Source organism: Brevibacterium ammoniilyticum (assembly GCF_038429965.1).
In the GTDB taxonomy this organism is placed as follows: Bacteria; Actinomycetota; Actinomycetes; order Actinomycetales; family Brevibacteriaceae; genus Brevibacterium; species Brevibacterium ammoniilyticum.
In genome coordinates this window covers 105,614-124,703 of record NZ_BAABNP010000010.1, presented here as the reverse complement: position 1 = coordinate 124,703, position 19,090 = coordinate 105,614, and the positions used below count along the sequence as shown (strand labels likewise).

At 69.2% G+C, this 19,090-nt stretch carries 14 protein-coding genes; 12 read left to right on the top strand and 2 right to left on the bottom strand.

Annotated features, from left to right (window positions below; translation table 11 throughout):
- The first annotated feature begins 8 nt into the window (after positions 1-8).
- The 6 genes from AAHA49_RS12875 to AAHA49_RS12850 all read left to right on the top strand — a co-directional run bounded on the left by AAHA49_RS12875 (position 9) and on the right by AAHA49_RS12850 (position 8,654).
- On the top strand, positions 9-1,190 hold the full coding sequence (locus AAHA49_RS12875; RefSeq protein ID WP_339393317.1) for a hypothetical protein: 1,182 nt from the start codon (positions 9-11) through the stop codon (positions 1,188-1,190).
- Between the two features lie 42 nt (positions 1,191-1,232).
- Positions 1,233-1,763 carry a peptide-methionine (S)-S-oxide reductase MsrA gene (gene msrA / locus AAHA49_RS12870; protein WP_339393318.1) on the top strand — a complete coding sequence of 177 codons (531 nt, stop codon included), beginning with the start codon at positions 1,233-1,235 and terminating at the stop codon, positions 1,761-1,763.
- The gene (locus tag AAHA49_RS12865) at positions 1,764-2,645 is read left to right on the top strand and encodes a nitroreductase family protein (protein ID WP_339393319.1); all 882 of its coding nucleotides are present in this window, start codon (positions 1,764-1,766) and stop codon (positions 2,643-2,645) included.
- 41 nt (positions 2,646-2,686) lie between these two features.
- Positions 2,687-3,919 carry an MFS transporter gene (locus AAHA49_RS12860; protein ID WP_339393320.1) on the top strand — a complete coding sequence of 411 codons (1,233 nt, stop codon included), beginning with the start codon at positions 2,687-2,689 and terminating at the stop codon, positions 3,917-3,919.
- A gap of 338 nt (positions 3,920-4,257) precedes the next feature.
- Complete coding sequence (locus tag AAHA49_RS12855) at positions 4,258-7,860, top strand: efflux RND transporter permease subunit (RefSeq protein ID WP_339393321.1); 3,603 nt, start codon at positions 4,258-4,260, stop codon at positions 7,858-7,860.
- Between the two features lie 26 nt (positions 7,861-7,886).
- Entirely contained in the window at positions 7,887-8,654 is a 768-nt protein-coding gene (locus tag AAHA49_RS12850; protein ID WP_339393322.1) for a CPBP family intramembrane glutamic endopeptidase, read from the top strand.
- A 20-nt stretch (positions 8,655-8,674) separates the two neighbouring features.
- On the opposite strand, the gene AAHA49_RS12845 is transcribed toward AAHA49_RS12850, so the two are convergent.
- Positions 8,675-9,319, bottom strand: a complete 645-nt coding sequence (locus tag AAHA49_RS12845) for a VOC family protein (protein ID WP_339393323.1) — start codon at positions 9,317-9,319, stop codon at positions 8,675-8,677.
- Between the two features lie 219 nt (positions 9,320-9,538).
- Here AAHA49_RS12845 and lysX point away from each other — a divergent pair, with 219 nt between their 5' ends.
- Genes lysX through AAHA49_RS12830 form a run of 3 tightly spaced genes read left to right on the top strand, consistent with a single transcriptional unit; the run spans position 9,539 to position 14,380 of the window.
- Entirely contained in the window at positions 9,539-12,751 is a 3,213-nt protein-coding gene (gene lysX, locus AAHA49_RS12840) for a bifunctional lysylphosphatidylglycerol synthetase/lysine--tRNA ligase LysX (RefSeq protein WP_339393324.1), read from the top strand.
- Between the two features lie 20 nt (positions 12,752-12,771).
- Positions 12,772-13,518 (top strand): DUF998 domain-containing protein, encoded by a 747-nt coding sequence (locus tag AAHA49_RS12835; protein WP_339393325.1) that lies wholly within the window; start codon positions 12,772-12,774, stop codon positions 13,516-13,518.
- Positions 13,511-14,380 carry an alpha/beta fold hydrolase gene (locus AAHA49_RS12830; protein ID WP_339393326.1) on the top strand — a complete coding sequence of 290 codons (870 nt, stop codon included), beginning with the start codon at positions 13,511-13,513 and terminating at the stop codon, positions 14,378-14,380. The genes AAHA49_RS12835 and AAHA49_RS12830 overlap by 8 nt, the downstream gene beginning before the upstream one ends.
- Positions 14,381-14,408: 28 nt before the next feature.
- On the opposite strand, the gene AAHA49_RS12825 is transcribed toward AAHA49_RS12830, so the two are convergent.
- A complete protein-coding gene (locus AAHA49_RS12825) occupies positions 14,409-14,897 on the bottom strand; it encodes an inorganic diphosphatase (protein WP_339393327.1) in 489 nt (162 codons plus the stop codon).
- A 124-nt stretch (positions 14,898-15,021) separates the two neighbouring features.
- Here AAHA49_RS12825 and AAHA49_RS12820 point away from each other — a divergent pair, with 124 nt between their 5' ends.
- The 3 genes from AAHA49_RS12820 to tilS are packed head-to-tail and all read left to right on the top strand — an operon-like array spanning position 15,022 to position 18,683.
- Positions 15,022-16,542, top strand: coding sequence for a D-alanyl-D-alanine carboxypeptidase/D-alanyl-D-alanine-endopeptidase (locus AAHA49_RS12820; RefSeq protein WP_339393328.1), 1,521 nt, complete (start codon positions 15,022-15,024; stop codon positions 16,540-16,542).
- A complete protein-coding gene (locus AAHA49_RS12815) occupies positions 16,539-17,555 on the top strand; it encodes a zinc-dependent metalloprotease (protein WP_339393329.1) in 1,017 nt (338 codons plus the stop codon). Before AAHA49_RS12820 ends, AAHA49_RS12815 begins: the two co-directional genes overlap by 4 nt.
- Positions 17,556-17,558: 3 nt before the next feature.
- Positions 17,559-18,683 carry a tRNA lysidine(34) synthetase TilS gene (gene tilS / locus AAHA49_RS12810; protein ID WP_339393330.1) on the top strand — a complete coding sequence of 375 codons (1,125 nt, stop codon included), beginning with the start codon at positions 17,559-17,561 and terminating at the stop codon, positions 18,681-18,683.
- Positions 18,684-19,090: the final 407 nt, after the last annotated feature.

Here is a 19,090-nt window from a genome sequence, read left to right as displayed (position 1 = left end):
ATGAGGGCATGCGCCTTCCCGACATTCCCCGACGTCACCGTCTCCTCGTCCGCACCGTCTCGACCATCGGTTCCGGTGCCCTGAGCATCGTCCGCCGCCGCGACTTCGCACCCGAACACCGGACCGCGGCCCGCGCCGCCTACGCCGTGGCCACCGCGGCTCTGACCTGGCTGGGCGGGACGAAGGCGTTCGCGAATACCGACACGGACCTCTTCGACTTCGGCGGCGGCGAGGCCGGAGAACCCGCACGTTATGCCGAGGATGAGGCGTTCGCCTTCGTCGGCGAGGATCCCGACGCGTGGTGGGTCGAGGATGCGACCTGGAAGTCGCAGGCCTTCCTCAACCTCGTCGCCTCCCTCGGGGCCGGAGCCGCCGGCTGGTTCCTCTGGACCCCGATCCAGAACCTCAAGGACACCGTCGATGCGCGGCTACCCGACGGTGTCGGGCGCGGCCTCAACGCCGCGCTCAACTCCTCGGTCATGGCCGGCACCGCGTTCGCCCTCGACAAAGCCGAGGAGTTCATCGCCGGCGAGGCGATCGACGGCCACATCGACTTCGGCGACGTCGAGATCGACCTGCCCGCCCGCATCCGCGCCTCCCTCGATGCGCTCCTCGACCAGCCGCACCCGCAGTCGCAGGACGTCGCCGAGGTGGTCCGCGCCCAACTCGATCACGCGCGCTTCTTCGTCAGCGTGACCTACTCCCGCAAGCAGTTCCCCGGCAGCGAGCCGATCGAGCTCTCCGACGCCGACCTCGCGACCATGCTGGCCGAGGAGGAGGTGTCGACGATCGACGTCCATCTCGACTCCGAGGCACCGCGGACGATCCCGGCGAACCAGACGTACCCGGTGAGCGGACTCTTCGCACCGAGCACCGATGACGATGCTGAGCGTTCGGGTGAGCCTGGAGTGTACGAACTCAGTCTCGACATCCGCGACGGACTGCTGGGCAGCATCAACCTCTACAGCGTCGATGCCGACCTCGACGCTGAGGTCGCCGCGATGACGGCCGACCACCTCGGCGCCTCCGCACCGGGCACCTTCCACCCCGAAGGCGTCGCAGGCTGGCTCGAGACCGAGCACATCGACGAGGACGAGGTCGATCTCGCTGAGGAGCCCGCCGATCCGCCGCTCACCCTCGCCGACTGGCCGGCGCCTGCCGACCTCACCTTCCGCACCGACGGTGCGTGAGGAGAGCGGGAATAAGGACGGACGCACGCCGTTGTACTTGTCATGAGCGATCTCCGCACTCTCACCCTCGGCGCCGGCTGCTTCTGGTGCCTCGACGCCGTCTACCAGCGCACCACGGGCGTGACCTCGGTGATCTCCGGCTACACCGGCGGTCACACCACGGACCCGCACTACCGTGAGGTGTGCTCGGGCACGACCGGTCACGCCGAAGCCCTCCAGGTCACCTTCGACGCCGACATCGTCCCCGAGAGCATCATCCTCGGCCTCTTCTTCACCGGGCACGACCCGACGAGCCTCAACCGGCAGGGCTACGACGTCGGCACCCAGTACCGCTCGGCGATGTTCTACCGCGACGAGGAGGAGAAGGCCCGGTTCGCCGAGGCGATCGAGCAGGCTCAGGAGTACTTCGACAAGCCGATCGTCACGACCCTCGAACCGCTCGGGATCTTCTACCCCGCCGAGACCGTCCACCAGGACTTCTACTCGAACAACCCCGACAACGGCTACTGCCGCGTCATCATCGACCCCAAGCTCTCGCAGGCACGGAAGGCCTATGCGAACTGGGTGAGCTGAATGGGGAAGAAGAAGTCCGGATGTGAGAAGGACAAGCACCGGAAGAAGCGACGCAGGCCCGACCACGAACGGGAGCTCACGCGCGCGTACTTCCTCGACGGTGAGACCGGTCCGTGGGCGATGAAGCTCGCGGCCAAGGAATCTCTCGCCCGCCTCGGCGCCGATTCCGTCGATGTCCTCGAAGCCGGCGCTGAAGGAGTGCGGACAGGCACCGGCACCGAGGCGGTTGCGGCGGGCCCTGAGACGGTCGCGACCAGCACCGGTGCCGGCGACCGGCAGCACCGGGGCCCCGACTATTCGCAGCCGAGCTCGATCGACCCGCTCACCGACCCCGTCCTCCATGCCCTGGCCACCCGGCGCTCGATCTCGAAGGTCGGCCCGGAGACACCGAGCGACGCCGATCTGCGCGAACTCATCCGCGTCGTCTCCTCCGTCGCCGACCACAAAGCGCTGCGGCCCTGGCGCTTCCTCATCATCCGCGGAGACGACCGGCTCCGCCTCGGCGCAGCCCTCGACGAAGCGGCAGGGGAGACCCGTCGGCCCGGGGAGGTCAACACGAAGCCGTTGCGGGCCGAGCTCCTCCTCGCCCTCGTCGCCTCCCCGACGCCGCATCCGAAGGTCCCCGACTGGGAGCAGCATGCCACCGCCGCCGGGGCCGGGCACCTCCTCGAACTGGCCCTCTGGCAGGCCGGGTGGGGCGTCATGTGGCGCACGGGCACCCTGACGAACGCGCCCGCCGTGCGTCGTCTCCACGGCCTGGACGACACCGAACTCCTCATGGGCTGGCTCTACATCGGCTCGGTCCCCGAGCGCTACCGCAGCCGTCTGGCCACCGGCACTCGTCCGCTGCCGAACCCCGACCAGTTCCTCGACACCCTGTGAAGGGCGAGGGCCCGGCGCAGGGCGAGGAGACGGCGGCCGCGATGAGAACCTCGCGTCGACTGCCCAAGGAGATCTACGTCCTCGTCGCCGCGGCGTTCATCGTCGCCCTCGGCTACGGCATCATCGCCCCGGTCCTCCCGCAGTTCGCGGCGAGCTTCGACTTCGGGGTGACGGCTGCGACGATCGTCGTCTCCTCCTTCGCGTTCTTCCGCTTCGTCTTCTCACCGACCTCGGGCCGGCTCGTCGACGCCTTCGGTGAACGCCGCATCTACATCACAGGCCTCCTCATCGTCGCCGCCTCCACCGCCGCCGTGGCCTTCGCCCAGGACTACTGGCAGCTGCTGATCTTCCGCGGACTCGGGGGCATCGGGTCGACGATGTTCACCGTCTCCGCGATGGCGCTCATCATCCGCCTCGCCCCCGTCGACGCCAGAGCCAAGGCCTCGAGCACGTACGCCACGGCGTTCCTCGTCGGCAACATCGCCGGCCCCGTCCTCGGCGGTCTCATGGCCGGGTGGGGGATGCGCATCCCGTTCCTCATCTACGCCGTCGGACTCGTCATCGCCGCAGCCGTCGTCCGGGTGTTCCTCGGGTCGACCGCCTCGGCGGGATCGAAGACGAAGCTCGGCCGTGCCCGTCTCGCCGAGGCGGCCGCCGAGCCCGCGCAGGAGGTGATGACCTTCCGGCAGGCCTGGAAGGACTCAGCCTACCGGGCGGCGCTGGTCTCCGCGTTCGTCCAGGGCTGGTCGGCGATGGGCATCCGGGTGGCCATCTACCCGCTCTTCGCCCTCCAGGCCCTGCACGCCGACGCCGCCGCAGCCGGTCTGGCGCTGACGATGTTCGCGCTCGGCAACGCCTCCGCGGTCGCCCTCGTCGGCCGCTTCGCCGACACGCTGGGACGCAAGCCGTTCATCATCTGGGGCCTGCTCACCCTCGGACTCTCGACCGCGGCCCTGGCGTTCACCGACGCCCTCTGGCTCTTCTTCGTCCTCTCGGTCCTCGCGGGCATCGGATCCGGTCTGGCCAATCCCGCCCAGCAGGCCACGGTCGCCGATGTCGTCGGCCGTGACCGCAAGGGCGGGCGGGTGCTCGCGAAGTACCAGATGGCCCTCGACGGCGGTGCGATCCTCGGGCCCATCCTCGCCGGCGTCATCGTCGACCACTTCAGCTATGCGTGGGCGTTCGCGCTCACCGGGGCGCTGGCCATCCTCGCCGCCGCGTACTGGCTCACCGGCCGCGAGACCCGGCCGCCGGCGCTGCGCGACGATGCGTAGAGGCGCCGGTCCCGGGTGCGGACTCCGGGCGCTTGGCGGACTCCGGCACGGTGATCCGACACCAGCACGGTGGTCCGACACGGGCACGGTTCGCAGACCGTGCTGGTGTCGGAGGACCGTGCTGGTGCGATTTCGCCGCGTGGGCGGGACGCCGCCGCAGTGCCCAAGCGCGGCCTGCCGTTTCGCAGAACCTGCACAGGGTGCACTGAGAAGAATGCGCGCCGCGGGGTCACTAAGATGAGCGTGGTGTCGCCTCATGGCCGCGGCCGCCTGCCGACACACCGCGTGCCGGCGCACCAGCCACCGACACACCGGCCACCCGAGCAGAAAGAGCCCCTGTGAGTTTTCTGACCCGTCTGAGTCTGAAGAACCGAGCGCTCATCGCGCTCATTTCCGTCGTCGCGGTGATCTTCGGCGTCATCGGCGCCGGGGCGCTCAAGCAGGAGCTCTTCCCCTCACTCGACAACCCGCAGGCCACGGTCACCGCGACCTACGAGGGTGCGACCCCGCAGGCCGTCGAGAGCGAGGTCACCGACCCGCTCGAAGGCGCACTGGCACCCCTGTCCGAGGTCGAGGACATGACCTCAGTGTCCTCGGCGGGCAGTTCGACGATCACCGTGAGCACGAAGTACGGGGTCAACTCCGACGACATCGTCCGCTCGCTGCAGCGCGCGGTCTCCCAGGTGCAGTCCCAGCTGCCCGACGGCGTCGAACCGAACGTGCTCACCCTGAGCACCGACGACATCCCCGTCCTCGCCCTCTCGGTGACCTCCGACGCGAACGAGGACAAGCTCGCCGCCCAGCTGACCGACATCGTCGAACCCGAACTGAAGAAGGTCGACGGCGTCTCCCAGGTCCAGATCGCCGGGGCGAAGACGAAGCAGGTGGAGATCCGCATCCGGCAGAACGACCTCGAGGACGAAGGCGTGAGCCTCGACGAGGTGGCCGGTCTGCTCCAGTCCAACGGGATCCCCACCTCGGCGGGCGACCTCGAATCCGGCAGCGGATCGGCACCGGTCGAAGTCGGCGCCCGCCTGCGCTCGGTCGACGCGATCAAGGCCCTGGCGCTGGGCGGCACCGACGGGCCGGTGAAGCTCTCCGACGTCGCCGACGTGTCGATCGCCGACGCCCCAGTCCAGTCGATCTCCCGCACCAACGGCAAACCCTCCCTGTCGCTGTCGGTGATGAAGGAATCGGACGCGAACACCGTCGACGTCTCCCATGCGGTCTCTGCGAAGCTGCCGGGTCTGGCGAAGACGATGGGGGAGAACACCGAGTTCGTCTCCGCCTTCGATCAGGCCCCGTTCATCGAGCAGTCCATCGACGACCTCCTCAAGGAGGGCATGCTCGGCCTCGTCTTCGCCGTCCTCGTCATCCTCGTCTTCCTCCTGTCGGTGCGGGCGACGATCATCACCGCGATCTCCATCCCGCTCTCCCTCCTCATCGCCCTCATCGGCCTGTGGATGGGTGGGGAGACGCTCAACATGCTCACCCTCGGCGCCCTGACGATCTCCGTGGGTCGCGTCGTCGACGACTCGATCGTCGTCATCGAGGCGATCAGACGACGGCATGCGGCAGGGGGCGACAAGTTCGCGAACATCCTCTCCGCCGTCGCCGAGGTGGCCGGAGCCATCACCGCCTCGACCCTGACGACGGTGGCCGTGTTCCTCCCGCTCGCCTTCGTCACCGGCCAGACCGGGGAGATGTTCCGACCCTTCGCGCTCACCGCGACGATCGCACTGCTCTCGAGCCTCTTCGTCGCGCTGACGATCGTGCCCGTCCTCGCGTACTGGTTCCTCCGCCAACGTGAGGCGAAGGTCAAGCTCACCGCCGAGGAGAAGGCGGAGATCCGCCGCAGCCGCCGGCAGATGCTCACCGAGTGGCGCACGGAGAAGAAGGCGGCGAAGAAGGCCGCGAAGAGGCAGAGCATCGTCGCAGCCGCCCGCCACGATGCCGGCGGCGACGTCGAGACCGACGAGGGCATCGTCCCCGCCGGCCGCGCGGCGCGGACCACCGGGGGTGGGGCACGGACTGCAGAGGCCGCCGAGGTCGACGAACTCGCGGCCCTGCACTCTCCGGTGACCCGGCTGCAGAAGACGTACCTCCCGGTCATCGCGTTCTCCACGAAGCACCCGGTGCTCATGATCCTCGCAGCGCTCATCATCCTCGTCGGCACCGGGGCGATGGTCCCGCAGCTGAAGACGGAGCTCTTCGGCGACACCGGTCAGGAGCAGCTCGAGGTCTCGCAGACCTTCGACCCGGGCACCGACCTCGACGAGGCCTCCGAGCAGTCGAAGCAGGTCGAGGACATCCTCGCCGCCGACGATCGCATCGAGTCCTACCAGGTCTCGATCGGCGGTTCGGACTTCGGCTTCGCCACGGATGCGGGGCTCAACGGCACGTTCATCGTCAACGCGAAGTCCGGGGTCTCCGCACAGTCGATCAGCACGGAGCTGCAGAAGAAGTTCGACGCGCTCACCGGAGTCGGCCAGGTCGAACTCCGCGACCAGAGTTCGACCCCGGGTGCGCAGACCATCGACGTCACCCTGACCTCGAGCAACACGAAGGTGCTCGAGGACACCACCCAGAAGGTCGCCGACCGTCTCGAGTCGGTGCCCGGGGCGCAGTCGGTGACCAGCGACGTCGAAGCCGTCCAGCCCGTCATCGAGGTCAAGGTCGATTCCGAGAAGGCGGCCGAGGAGAACCTCACCGAGGCGGCGATCGGCCAGTACGTCCAGCGGGCGATGCGCGGACAGAACATCGGGCAGGTCGTCATCGACGACGTCACCCAGTCCGTCCTCCTCTTCGACCGGGAGGCGAAGACCGCCGAGGAGCTGCGCAAGCTCAAGATCCCCGGCAAGCCCGAGAGCCCGTCCGCCGCGGCGGGTGCCGGGGCAGCTGGGGCCGGCGCAGCGGGTGCTGGAGCGGGGGCCGGCGCGGGGGCTGCCGGCGCTGGTACGGGCGCTGGGGCCGCTGCGGCGCCGACGCCGGAACCGCGCTACATCAGGCTCGACGACGTCGCGGACGTCGAGGAGATCACGACAGCCCCGAACATCCGGCACACGAACAGTCAGCGCTCGACGACGGTGTCGGTCACGCCCGAGGGCGATGACCTCGGTTCGGTGTCGGCGGCAGTCCAGTCGGCGCTCGGCGATGTCGACATCCCCGACGTCGTCAGCGTCGACACCGGCGGGGCGACAGAGGAGCAGCAGGACGCGTTCTCGCAGCTGGGCCTGGCGATGCTCGCGGCGATCCTCATCGTCTTCGTGATCATGGTCGCGACCTTCAAGTCCCTCCTCCAGCCGCTCATCCTCCTCGTCTCGATCCCGTTCGCCGCCACCGGTTCGGTCGCACTCCTCCTGCTCACCGACACCGCGATGGGGCTGACGGCGATGATCGGCCTGCTCATGCTCATCGGCATCGTCGTGACGAACGCGATCGTCCTCATCGACCTCATCAACCACTTCCGGGCGCGCGGGGTCGAACTGCGCCCGGCGATCGTCGGCGGTGCCCGACTCCGCTACCGGCCGATCCTCATGACCGCGGCCGCGACGATCTTCGCGCTCGTGCCGATGGCCCTCGGGCTCACCGGCGGGGGAGTCTTCATCTCCAAGCCGCTGGCGATCGTCGTCATCGGCGGCCTGGTCAGTTCGACGATCCTCACCCTCATCCTCGTCCCCGTCCTCTACCTCCTCCTCGAAGGGGCCAAGGAGCGCCGGGCCGAGAAGCGGCATGTGAAGAATATGGCCCGCGGGCAGGTCCTCGATGCCGCCGAGGCGCGCGCCGCCGAACGTGAGACGGCGAGCGTGGGCGCGCCGAACGCGGGTGCTGCCGGCGTGAGTGCTGCAGAGGGAACCGACGCCGCGGGTGCACCGGACACTGGTAACGTGCGCGCCGACGGCGCGGGCCGCTCCGTGTCACCCGACGAGCCGAAGCACTGAGCGGCCAGCGGGGCGAGCCGTACAGTATGAGCATGGACACCGAGCTCGAGCCGCGGGAGCGCCGGCGCCTGTGGTTCGAGCTCGGGCTCGTCGCGGCCCTCTCCCTCGGTCAGTCGGCGGTCTACGCCGTCGTCAAACTCCTCGACATCGTCACCCGCGGTCCGATCAGCGATGCGCAGGCGAAGCTCAACACCTCACTCAACCCGAGGCCGGTCTTCGACTTGGTCTACCAGCTCCTCGACATCGGGTTCAGCCTTGTGCCCGTTGCCCTCGCCCTCTACCTGCTCAGCCGCGATCCCGACCCGGAGCCGCTGAGCCGCCGCCTCGGCGTCCACGGCAGACCCGTGCGGGACTTCGGCTACGGGGTGCTGCTCTTCGGGATCATCGGCATCGGCACGCTCGGCGTCTATGCGGGCGGCAGGGCACTCGGGATCACGGCCGAGGTGCAGCCGGCCAACCTCGGCGACTACTGGTGGACGATCCCCGTCCTCCTGCTCTCGGCGGCGAAGAACGGGGTCCTCGAGGAGGTCCTCATCTTCGGGTTCGGGGCCGAGCGGCTGCGCCGGCTCGGCTACGGGCCGTGGACGATCATCGCAGCCCTCGCGCTCTTCCGCGGCAGCTACCACCTGTACCAGGGGATCGGGCCGTTCATCGGCAACGTCGCGATGGGCATCATCTTCGGCTGGTTCTACCTGCGCACGCGCCGGCTCATGCCGATCGTGTGGGCGCACACCCTCATCGACGTCGTCGGCTTCCTCGCCCCCGGTGTGCTCTCCCTCGTCGACACCCGCTGAGATCCCGCCGAGGCAGAGCCTCAGATCGTGACGAGACCGTTCTTCTCGGTCGCGAACGTCACGGACATGATGCCGGGAGCGCCGTGGGGTGCGGACCAGTCGATGTGGATCTCCGGGATCGGCTTGGCATCATCGGTGCCGAGCCAGTCGCGCAGACGGTCGCGGTCGCCCGCGATCTGCAGGGTGTCGATGGAGACGTCGTCGTTGGTCTTGTACGACGAGGGGTGCTGGGACGAATCGGCTGACCACTTGATGAAGAACGGCAGCTGGGGGTCGGCGATGAGCCCCTTGACTCCGATCTGCAACCACCTGAGCTCCTCGCCCGACTCCGGAGTGCGGTTGCCGTCGACGGCCTTGCGCTCGAGACGGGTCTCGACCTCGGAGAGGTCGTCGACGGACACGCACCAGCCCATCCAGCCGCCGCCGAGTTCGGAACGCGTCCGCACGGCCTGACCGAAGGGGGTGGAGAGAGCGGCCGGGTGCTCCAAGGCTTCGACGACTTCGAGGTACTGGCCGTTGGCAAGCGGGAAAATGAGATTCCTGGTACCGAAACGCGGATGCACCCCGCCGTCGTAGGGAACCACTCCGAGCTGCTGCGAGATGCGCTCGGCGGTTGCTGTGTAACCGTCTGGTTCGCTGGCGAAGGACACATGGTCGAGTTTCATGTCACGAGAATCGCATAACCTGGCTCACACTTCTCATTAGGCTCACCTAACCTGAAACGGGGCGTCGAAATCGCTCTCTGCGACCCCGCTGCGGGAGGTGGTCCGGCGCGGCAGTTTCAGTTGATACGGCAAAGGACGAGCAGGGTGCGACCGGTCTCAGGGGTCTGCGCCTGTGTCACCTGGAGACACGGCCCAGACCTGTATGACGGGATTCTCCCTATGCCTCCCACCCCCGCTCACACGACCTCCGGCGGATCCCCGTTCTTCGTCCGCTGGCTGCCCCGAGTTCTGACCATCCTCGCCCTCCTCATGCTCCTCCAGCTCATCACGCCCGAGGGCTCGTGGCTGTTCCGAGCGCTCGAGTTCTTCTGGATGTGGGTCGTCCCCGTCACCCCGATCGACTTCGTCTCCTCGGTCATCCTCATCCTGCTCGCGGCGGCCCTGAGCTTCCGGAAGCGCTTGGCGTGGTGGATCCTCCTCGCCCTCCTCGTCGTCATCATCGCGCTCATCGGCCTCGTCATCGTCGTCGCCTACCTGGTCTCACCCGATATCCTCGGCTGGGACCTCGCCACGAGTCTCGTCCTGCCGATCGCCGGCATCATCGGTCTCCTCGTCTACCGCAGGTGGTACATCGCGAAGACCCAGCCCCGCGGCTTCCTCAAGGCCATCGCGGTCCTCATCGCCGGCCTCGTCCTCACGGTCATCATCGTCCTCACCGCGCAGTACATCATCGGCGGACTGACGATGATCGAGGCCAGGGATATCCTCGCCGAGCTCTTCGGGTTCAAGGAGAACACCGAATCGAGCTGGATGCTCACGGTCTTCGGCTTCGGCTCCGGTCTGAGCATCATCCTCGCCTTCTGGACCCTGCTGCGCTCCTCCCGGGACTCCGAGCGCATCGACATCGACCAGGAGCGCCAGATCCGCGTCGGACTGGCCAACCACGCCTCCGACTCCCTCGGCTACTTCTCCACCAGGCGCGACCGCTCGGCGTTCTTCGCCGAGGACTGCGTGCTCACCTACCGCGTCCAGGCAGGCGTCTGCCTCGTCGCCTCCGACCCGATCGGCCCGCCCTCGCAGTGGCCGGCCGCGGCACGCCAGTTCGTCGCGTTCGCCGAGTCCTACGGATGGGTGCCCGCGGTGCTCGCGGCCTCGAAGCAGGGTGCGCAGGCCTACCATGACGCCGGACTCAAGGTCCTCCACGTCGGCGACGAGGCGGTGCTCCTGACCAAGGACTTCACCCTCTCGGCGCTGCCCGAGGTCCAGCGCGCCGTCGCCAAACTCACCGGGCTCGGCTACACGATCCGCATCCGCCGGCAGGGCGACATCGACGCCGAGGATCTCGAACGCCTCGGCCGCTTCGCCGACGAATGGCGCGATGGTGACACGGAGCGCGGCTTCTCCATGGCGCTCGGGCGCTTCGGGGATCCCGCCGACGCCGACGGTCTCGTCGTCGAGGCGCTGTTCCCCGCCGACGCCGGAACCCTGGCCGAACAGACCGCGGGCCTGCTCTGCTTCGTGCCCTGGGGCGAGACGGGAGCCTCCCTCGACCTCATGCGCCGCCACCCGTTCGCGGAGAACGGCGTCACCGAGTTCATGGTCGCCGGCCTCATGCGCGAGGCCCCGGACGTGGGCATCGCCGCGGTCTCGCTCAACTTCGCCGTCTTCCGCTCGGCCTTCGAACAGGGCAAGGAGCTCGGCGCGGGACCGATGAAGCGTCTGTGGCGCAACGTCCTCCTCTTCGCCTCCCGGTTCTGGCAGCTCGAATCCCTGTACCGCTCGAACGAGAAGTACCACCCCGAGTGGGTGCCCCGCATGCTCTGCTACCCGGAGGGCTCCGACCTCGCCCGCATCGGCCTGGCCGTGAGCATCGCCGAAGGGTTCCTCAATCCGCCGAGGATCTTCGCCAAGGGCAGCCACGACCAGCCGATCTACACCCCCGCCGAGGCGGCCCCGCTGCTCGGCATCACCCGCACCACCGCGCCCGCCGAACCGGCGCTGCGCGTCTCCGACCAGGTCAGGCACCGCCTCGGCGTGCGTGAGGCGATGCTCGAATCCGGGGTCGAACCCTATCCCGCGCAGGCGGCGCCCGCGGCCGCGAAGGGCACCGTGCTCGCCGGCCGGGTGCTCGGCATCCGCGACCACGGCGGCGTCGTCTTCCTCGACGTGCGCTCCCAGGGCAGCGACACGCAGCTCGTGTGCGAACGCGAGGTCCTCGGTGAGGAGTCGATGCGGCAGCTGAGGTCGTGGGTCTCCCGCGGCGACCGCATCTCCGTGACCGGGCGCGAAGGCACCTCCCGCACCGGCACGCCCTCGTTCCTCGTCACCTCGTGGACGATGTCCGCGAAGTCCCTGCAGCCGTGGCCGAGCCTCCATCAGGGCCTGACCGATCCGGAGGCGAAGGTGCGTCAGCGCTACCTCGACTTCACGATGAACACCGGCCAGCGCGACCTCATGGTCATCCGCTCGAACACGTTCCGCACGATCCGCGAGACCCTCCAGTCCCGCGGCTTCCTCGAGGTCGAGACGCCGATCCTCCAGACCGTGCACGGGGGTGCGAACGCGCGCCCGTTCCTCACCCACATCAACGCCTACAACCTCGACCTCTACCTGCGCATCGCTCCCGAGCTCTACCTCAAGCGCCTCCTCGTCGGCGGTTTCGACCGGGTCTTCGAGATGGGCCGGAACTTCCGCAACGAAGGTGTCGACGCCACCCACAACCCCGAGTTCTCGATGCTCGAGGCCTACCAGGCCGGCGGGGACTACAACACGATGCGCGAACTCACCCGCACGATGGTCATCAATGCCGCCGAGGCGGCCCTGGGCACCACGGTCGTGCGCGGCACCGTCGACGGCGTCGAACACGAGATCGACCTCGCCGACGAATGGCGCACGGTCTCCCTGACCGACATCGTCTCGGAGAAGATCGGGGACGAGGTGACGACGGCCACCTCGGTCGAGGAGCTGCGCGCGATCGCGACCCGGGTGGGCATGACCGTCAACCCGAAGTGGGGCTGGGGGATGCTGCTCCAGGAGATCTACGAGGAGGTCGCCGAGGAGTCGACGGTGGCCCCGACGTTCTACACGGACTTCCCGGCCGAGACCTCGCCGCTGACCCGCCAGCACCGGGAGGACCCGATGCTCGCGGAGAAGTGGGACCTCATCATCTTCGGCTCCGAGTTGGGCACCGCGTACTCCGAGCTCGTCGATCCCGTCCTCCAGCGCGAACGCCTCACCGCGCAGTCGCTGGCCGCGGCCGGCGGCGATCCCGAGGCGATGCAGCTCGACGAGGACTTCCTCCGCGCCCTCGAATACGGCATGCCGCCGGCCGGCGGCATGGGCATGGGACTCGACCGGCTCGTCATGCTGCTCACCGAGCAGACGATCCGCTCGACGATCACCTTCCCCCTGGCCAAGCCCAAGGGCCACTGAGACGGGACGAACGGACACAGATGCGCCGCACCTTCGCAATCCTGCTCGCTGCCGGAGTGCTCCTCTCCTACGACTCGTGGGTGCTCCTCTTCCTCAGCCCCTACCCGTTCCCGCTCACCGGCTACGTCTCGGAGCTCGCTGCCGCCGATCAGCCGTACTCGTGGCTCTTCCGTTCGGGTGATGCGCTCGCCGGCAGCCTCATGGTGCTCATCGCGATCCTCGGGGTGCGGGGATGGCGGCCCCGCTTCGGGCGCGCGGCGATGCCGCTGGCCGTGGCGATCGGGGTGGCGGGGCTCGCGACGATCGGGGACTCCATCGCGGCCCTGCCGTGCACGCAGACCTTCGACCCGGTGTGCTACGCGGAGTACACGGCGAATCCGCTGCGACCCGATTTCCTCCTCCACGCGATCGCCTCCTCGATCGTCGCCATCGGCGCCATGGCGAGCCTCGTCATCGCGGTCATCGCGCTGCGACGCCGCGGCAGCCTGGGCACCGCGTACGGCCGCGGCGTCCTCGCCGTGCTCGGCGTCCTCATCGTCGCCAACATCGGCTCGGTGATCATCGAGATGACGTGGCGGGCCGGGCAGGGCTACATCCAGGCCCTCGGGGTGCTCGTGCTGGCAGCCTGGGCCGCGCACCTGGGCTTCATCGCCGTCATGGACAGAGGTGCCGCCGTCGACCGGGGCGCAGTCGACCGGGGCGCCGACGATCGGGGCGCCGAGGCGGACCGCGGTGCCGCTGTCGACCGGGGGAGCGCGGATGCCTGACTCGCTCGCCCGCTGGTCTCGGTCGACCGTCGACGGCTTCACCGTCTATCGGAGGCCGGCGACCGCCTCGGCGGGGGAGAAGGACACGGTTCCCGGTCACAGCCCGGATCCCGTCCTCTTCCTCAACGGCTGCGCGCTGGCCGCCGCCGGCTGGCTTCCCGTCATCGAGCAGATGCCCGACCGTGACGTCATCGCGATCGACCGACCCGGCTTCGCCGACACACCCTGGCCGGGCACGCTGCCGGACCTCGCCGGGGAGCTCGCCGCGATGGAGCGCGCGATCGAGGGTCACCCGCGGGTCGTCATCGTCGCGCATTCGATGGCCTCGTTCCGGGCGGAGGCGTTCGCGAGGCTCCACCCGGGCAGGGTCGCAGGAATCGTCCTCGTCGACCCTTCGATCGAGGACTACCGGTTCCGGGGGCCGGCCGGGAGGTTCTCACTGGCGACCTGGCTGCCGATCATCGGGGCATTGGTCAGTCGGGAGGAGATCGGCGAATTCGTCTCCTGGCTCTCCCACCAGGGCTTCCTCCGTCAGACGGGGTCGGGGCGGGTGCTCGACCCCGAAGCGTTCAAGGACCCGTACACCGACCCCGACACGCTCAAGGCCTCGATCGCGGAGTGGCTGAGCTACCGCAGTCAGGCCGCGGACCTGCAGTCCCTGCGGCGGCGCACCGATCCGGTCCGCGCCCGCACCTCGGCGCTGCTCGCCCCGCCCCTGCCGGGAACTCGGCGCTCGGCCATCCTCGCCGATTCCTTCGCCGATCTCGTGCGGCACGAGATCCGCGACTCGCGGCACCTGATGATGATCGACCGCCCCGACATGATCGTCGAGGCGGTCGATGAGGTCAGCGCCGGGCGCTGAGCGGTGCGTGCAGATCAGTGTCGGCTGATCAGTGTCCTTCGGCCTTGAAGCGGTCGATCGAGGCGGTGACCTCGGCTTCGGCGGCTTCGCGGCCGACCCAGTTCGAACCCTTGACGAACTTGCCCGGCTCGAGATCCTTGTAGCGGGTGAAGAAGTGCTCGATCGCGTCGAGGGTGAACTTGTCGACGTCGTCGATGTCCTGGTAGCTCTCCCAGCGCGGGTCGCCGGCGGGAACCGCGAGCACCTTGTCGTCGCCGCCTGCTTCGTCCTCCATCTGGAACATGCCGATGGGGCGGACGTCGACGAGCACACCCGGGAACAGGGGCTCGGTGAGCAGGACGAGCACATCGAGGGGGTCGCCGTCGTTGCCGAGGGTGTCCTCGATGAACCCGTAGTCCGCGGGGTACTGCATCGAGGTGAAGAGGTAGCGGTCGAGCTTGACCCGGCCGGTCTCGTGATCGACTTCGTACTTGTTGCGCGAACCGCGGGGGATCTCGATGGTGGCCAAGAGTTCCATAGTGCTCCTTAAGCGTTAGGGTGGCATCACTAGGATAGAGCCTACAAGTGCCCGCCGAGACATCCTCAGCCCTCCTCCGCTCGGCCGCGCACGGCCCACCTCCGAGACGAACGGGAGCCCGCGTTTGAACCCCACCCCAGACACGCGCACACGCGAGCCCGGGAGCAGACGCCGACGCGGTCGGATCGCCGCCGGCATCACCGCGGGAGTCCTCGTCGCCGGTGCTCTCGGCTACGGCGTCGCCGACGCCGCCGACGTCGTCCCGGGGTTCCTCACGACCGAACCGCAGATCCCCGTCGATCCCGTCCCCTCACCGCAGGCTGGGGGCAAGGACGTGCCCGCCCCCGCCTCGGCGCTCGATGCCTCCGCCCCGATCCCGGCGGCCGCGGGTACGGAGATCGAACGCATCCTCGGCGAATCGAAGGTCAAGGGCTTCGGGGTCGAAGTCCGAGACGGGCTGACCGACAAGAAGCTCTTCGCCACGGACGAGAACCGGGCGCGCACCCCCGCCTCGGTGACGAAGGTGCTCACCGCCTCGGCGGCGTTGCTGGCGATCGGGGGAGAGCAGCGGCTGTCGACGACGACCCGGTTCGACCCGGGCACGCAGACGGTCACCCTCGTCGGCGGCGGCGACTCCCTGCTCGGTGCCGGGGAGTCCCAACCGGGCGCCGTCAACGGCCATGCAGGGCTGAAGACCCTGGCCCAGGACACGGCGGACGCACTCAAGGAGCGGGGGACGACCGAGGTCGCGGTGGGCCTCGACACGAGCCGCTACCCGGGCAGCGACTTCAACCCCGGCTGGGAGCGCGCGGACATCGCCAAGGGCATCATCTCCCCGATCCAGCCGTTGATGATCGACAGCGGGTACGTCGGAGACCCGAAGAACGCATGGCGGGGACGCAGCGACAGACCCGCCGAGGTGGCGCTGACCGCCTTCCGGACCGAACTCGAAGCCGCCGGGATCACGGTCACCGCGGCACCCGAGCAGGCCGTGAAACCCACCGCGTCCGCGCAGCCCTCGGGGACGGCGCAGCCTTCCGGTACCGCCGGGCCTTCGGAGACGGCCGGGTCCGATCGGGTCGCGCAGCCCTTGGCCTCTGTCGAGTCCGCGACGATCTCCGAGATCGTCGAATACGCCCTCGTCCACAGCGACAACGTCGTCGCCGAGGTGCTCGGCAACGAGGTCGCGATCGCGCAGGGCATGCCCGGCAGCCTCGAGAACGGCCCGAAGGGCGTCATCGCCGCCCTCGAGGACTCGGTCGACCTCGGACAGACGAAGCTCAACGACACCTCCGGACTCGACTACGGCAACCGGATCAGCCCGCACGACCTCACCACGGTCCTCCAGGCCTCGGTCGTTGCGAAGGATTCGCTCTCGAGCCTCATCTCCTACTTCCCCGTCGGCGGACTCACAGGCACGCTCACCGACCGGTTCGCGGCCGACCCCAACGCCGCCGGCGTCGTCCATGCGAAGACGGGGACGCTGTCGACGGTGACCTCGCTGGCCGGGGGAGTCCTCGACGCCGACGGCCGCTACCTCGTCTTCAGCGTCCAGATCGACGGCGTCGACAAGGGCAAGATCCTCGAAGCCCGCAAGACCGTCGACGACGTCGTCTCCGCCCTCTCCGACTGCGGCTGCCGATGATCGTCGACGAGAGGTTCGCCGTCCGCACGGCCAGGGAAGTCGTCTCCGCCGCGAAGCCGCCGCCCGCCGGTGAGCTCGAGGCGCTCGTCCACGAGATGAAGGAGGACGCGCTCACCGCGCAGGACCTCGTCGTCGACGCGTTCCTCCTCGACCAGGACCGATCCGACGAGGTCCGTGCTCGGCTGGCCGCGGGCTCGGTGCTCGTCCTCGACCAGGTGGGCTGGATCAAGGCCAACGCCGAATCCCTCAACGGCATGGTCGATGTCTCGGCCCTGCCCGCCGAACCGGGACCGGCCTCGCGTCGGGCAGCTGCCGCCGAGGTCGCAGGCGTCCTCTCCCTCCTCTCGACACGCGTGCTCGGGCAGTTCGATCCCTTCGCCCGAGAGACCGGTCGGCTGATGTTCGTCGCCCCCTCGATCCTCATCGCCGAGGAGGCCATGAAGGTCACCCCCAAGGACTTCCGCATGTGGGTGGCGCTGCATGAGGCCACGCACCAGGTCCAGTTCGCGACCGCCCCGTGGCTGCGCGAGCACATGCGCAGCCTCCTCTCGCAGGTCGTCGCCACTCCGCTCCAGGCGCCCGGGCTCTCGACGATCGCGGAGGTCTTCGCCGTGCTCGGACGGATTATCCGCGGGCAGGCGAGCATGGTCGACCTCATCCGCAACGAGGGGATGCGGGCGGCGCTCACCGACGCCTCGGCGATCCTCAGCCTCCTCGAGGGCCACGCCGATGTCGTCATGGACGAAGTGGGCCTCGGCGTCATCCCGAGTGTGGGCAAGCTGCGCCGTCGGTTCGAGGCTCGTCGCGACGCCGGTCAGGGCGGGTTCCTCTCGAACCTGCTCGGCATGGACCTCAAGCTCGCACAGTACCGGGACGGGGCGAAGTTCGTCCGCGAGATCCGCCGTGAGGTGGGACAGACCGGCTTCGGCGCCGTCTGGGACCGCCCGGAGAACCTGCCGACGAGTGCGGAGATCCACGCGCCGCGACTCTGGCTCGACCGCGTCCACGGGTGAGTCGTGGCTGAGTCCGCACAGTCCGCCGAGGCGGCACAGACCGCTGGGTCGGCAGAGGCCGCTGAGGCGGCCGGGTCTGTCGGGTCTGCTGGGCCGGCTGGATCCGCGCGGTCCGGTCGGCGGCCGACGCTCGATCCGGCGAGCGGGGCGATCCGCAATGCCGTGCGCGCCGGACTGGGGAAGGGCGGCACCGGTGCTGGCGGCGCGGCTCGCGCCGTTTCGCGCATCGTCGTCGCCGTCTCCGGGGGAGCGGATTCGATGGCTCTGCTCCACGCGTGCGCCTTCCTCCACCGACGCGGCGAGGTCGAAGCGTTCGCCGTGACCGTCGATCATGGTCTCCAACCTGGATCCGCCGAGGTGGCCGCCGAGGTGGTGGCGACCGCGGAGTCGTGGGGTGTGCCCGCAGAGGCGGTGCGGGTCGACGTCGCCGCCGGTCCTGAAGGCCTCGAAGCGGGAGCGCGGGACGCCAGGTATTCGGCCCTCGAGGCGGTGCGGGCACGGGTCGACGCCGAGTGGATCGTCACCGCGCACACGCGCAGCGACCAGGCCGAGACCGTGCTGCTCGGGCTGCTGCGCGGTTCGGGGACGCGGTCGCTGGCAGGGATGGCGGTGCGCACGGGCTCGGTGCTGCGACCGCTGCTCGACATCGATCGGGCCACGACCGAGGCATCGTGTACGGCACAGCGCATCACGGTCTGGGATGACCCGATGAATGCCGATCGGGCGTATGCCAGGGTGCGGGTCCGGTCGCTGCTCACCTCCCTCGAGACTGATCTCGGCCAGCCGGTGACCGACAACCTCGCGCGCACCGCCCAGCTCTGCCGCGCCGATGCGGACTTCCTCGACGAGTCCGCCGCTGCAGCCGTCGCCGAGGTCAGCGGTCGGTCCGAGATTCCGGTCGAGCGCCTCGGCGAGCTGGAGGATGCGATCCTCACCAGGGTGCTGCGAGTATGGCTCGTCTCGCTGGACGTGCCCGCGCAGGCGTTCGGTGCCGCGCGGATCGCCGAACTCACGGCCCTCATCAGGGCGAACGTGAACGGTCGGCTCTCGCTTCCCGGCGACACCGAGGTCGCCGTCTCACACGGCAGCGTCCGCTTCGGCCCCGCCGCCAAGTCCCGGCGCCCCTGAGCCCCGAACGCTCGGGTGCCCAGACGCCCAGCGCAACCCGGTGGCTCCACGGCAACTCTGCGGAGGCGCAAGTCTCTCAACAACCCGGAGGCTCACACGCCACCTTGGGCGGCACACACCACCCGCCGCGCCACACACCACCCGCCGCGCCACACACCACCCTCAGCTCTGCACTGCCTACATCGAGCAGCACGTCCTACCCTTCTACGGGTGGTTTGAGCGGCTGAAGGTGCCGTTCGGATTCGGCGCCTCCAGCCGAAGCACCCCGGCGGCTCACACACCACCCTGGGCGGCACACACCACCCTGGGCTTCACAAATCACCCGCAGCTCCACCCACCACCCGCAGCTCGGCAGCGCCTACATCGAGCAGCAATTCCTACCCTTCCACGGGTGGTTTGAGCGGCTC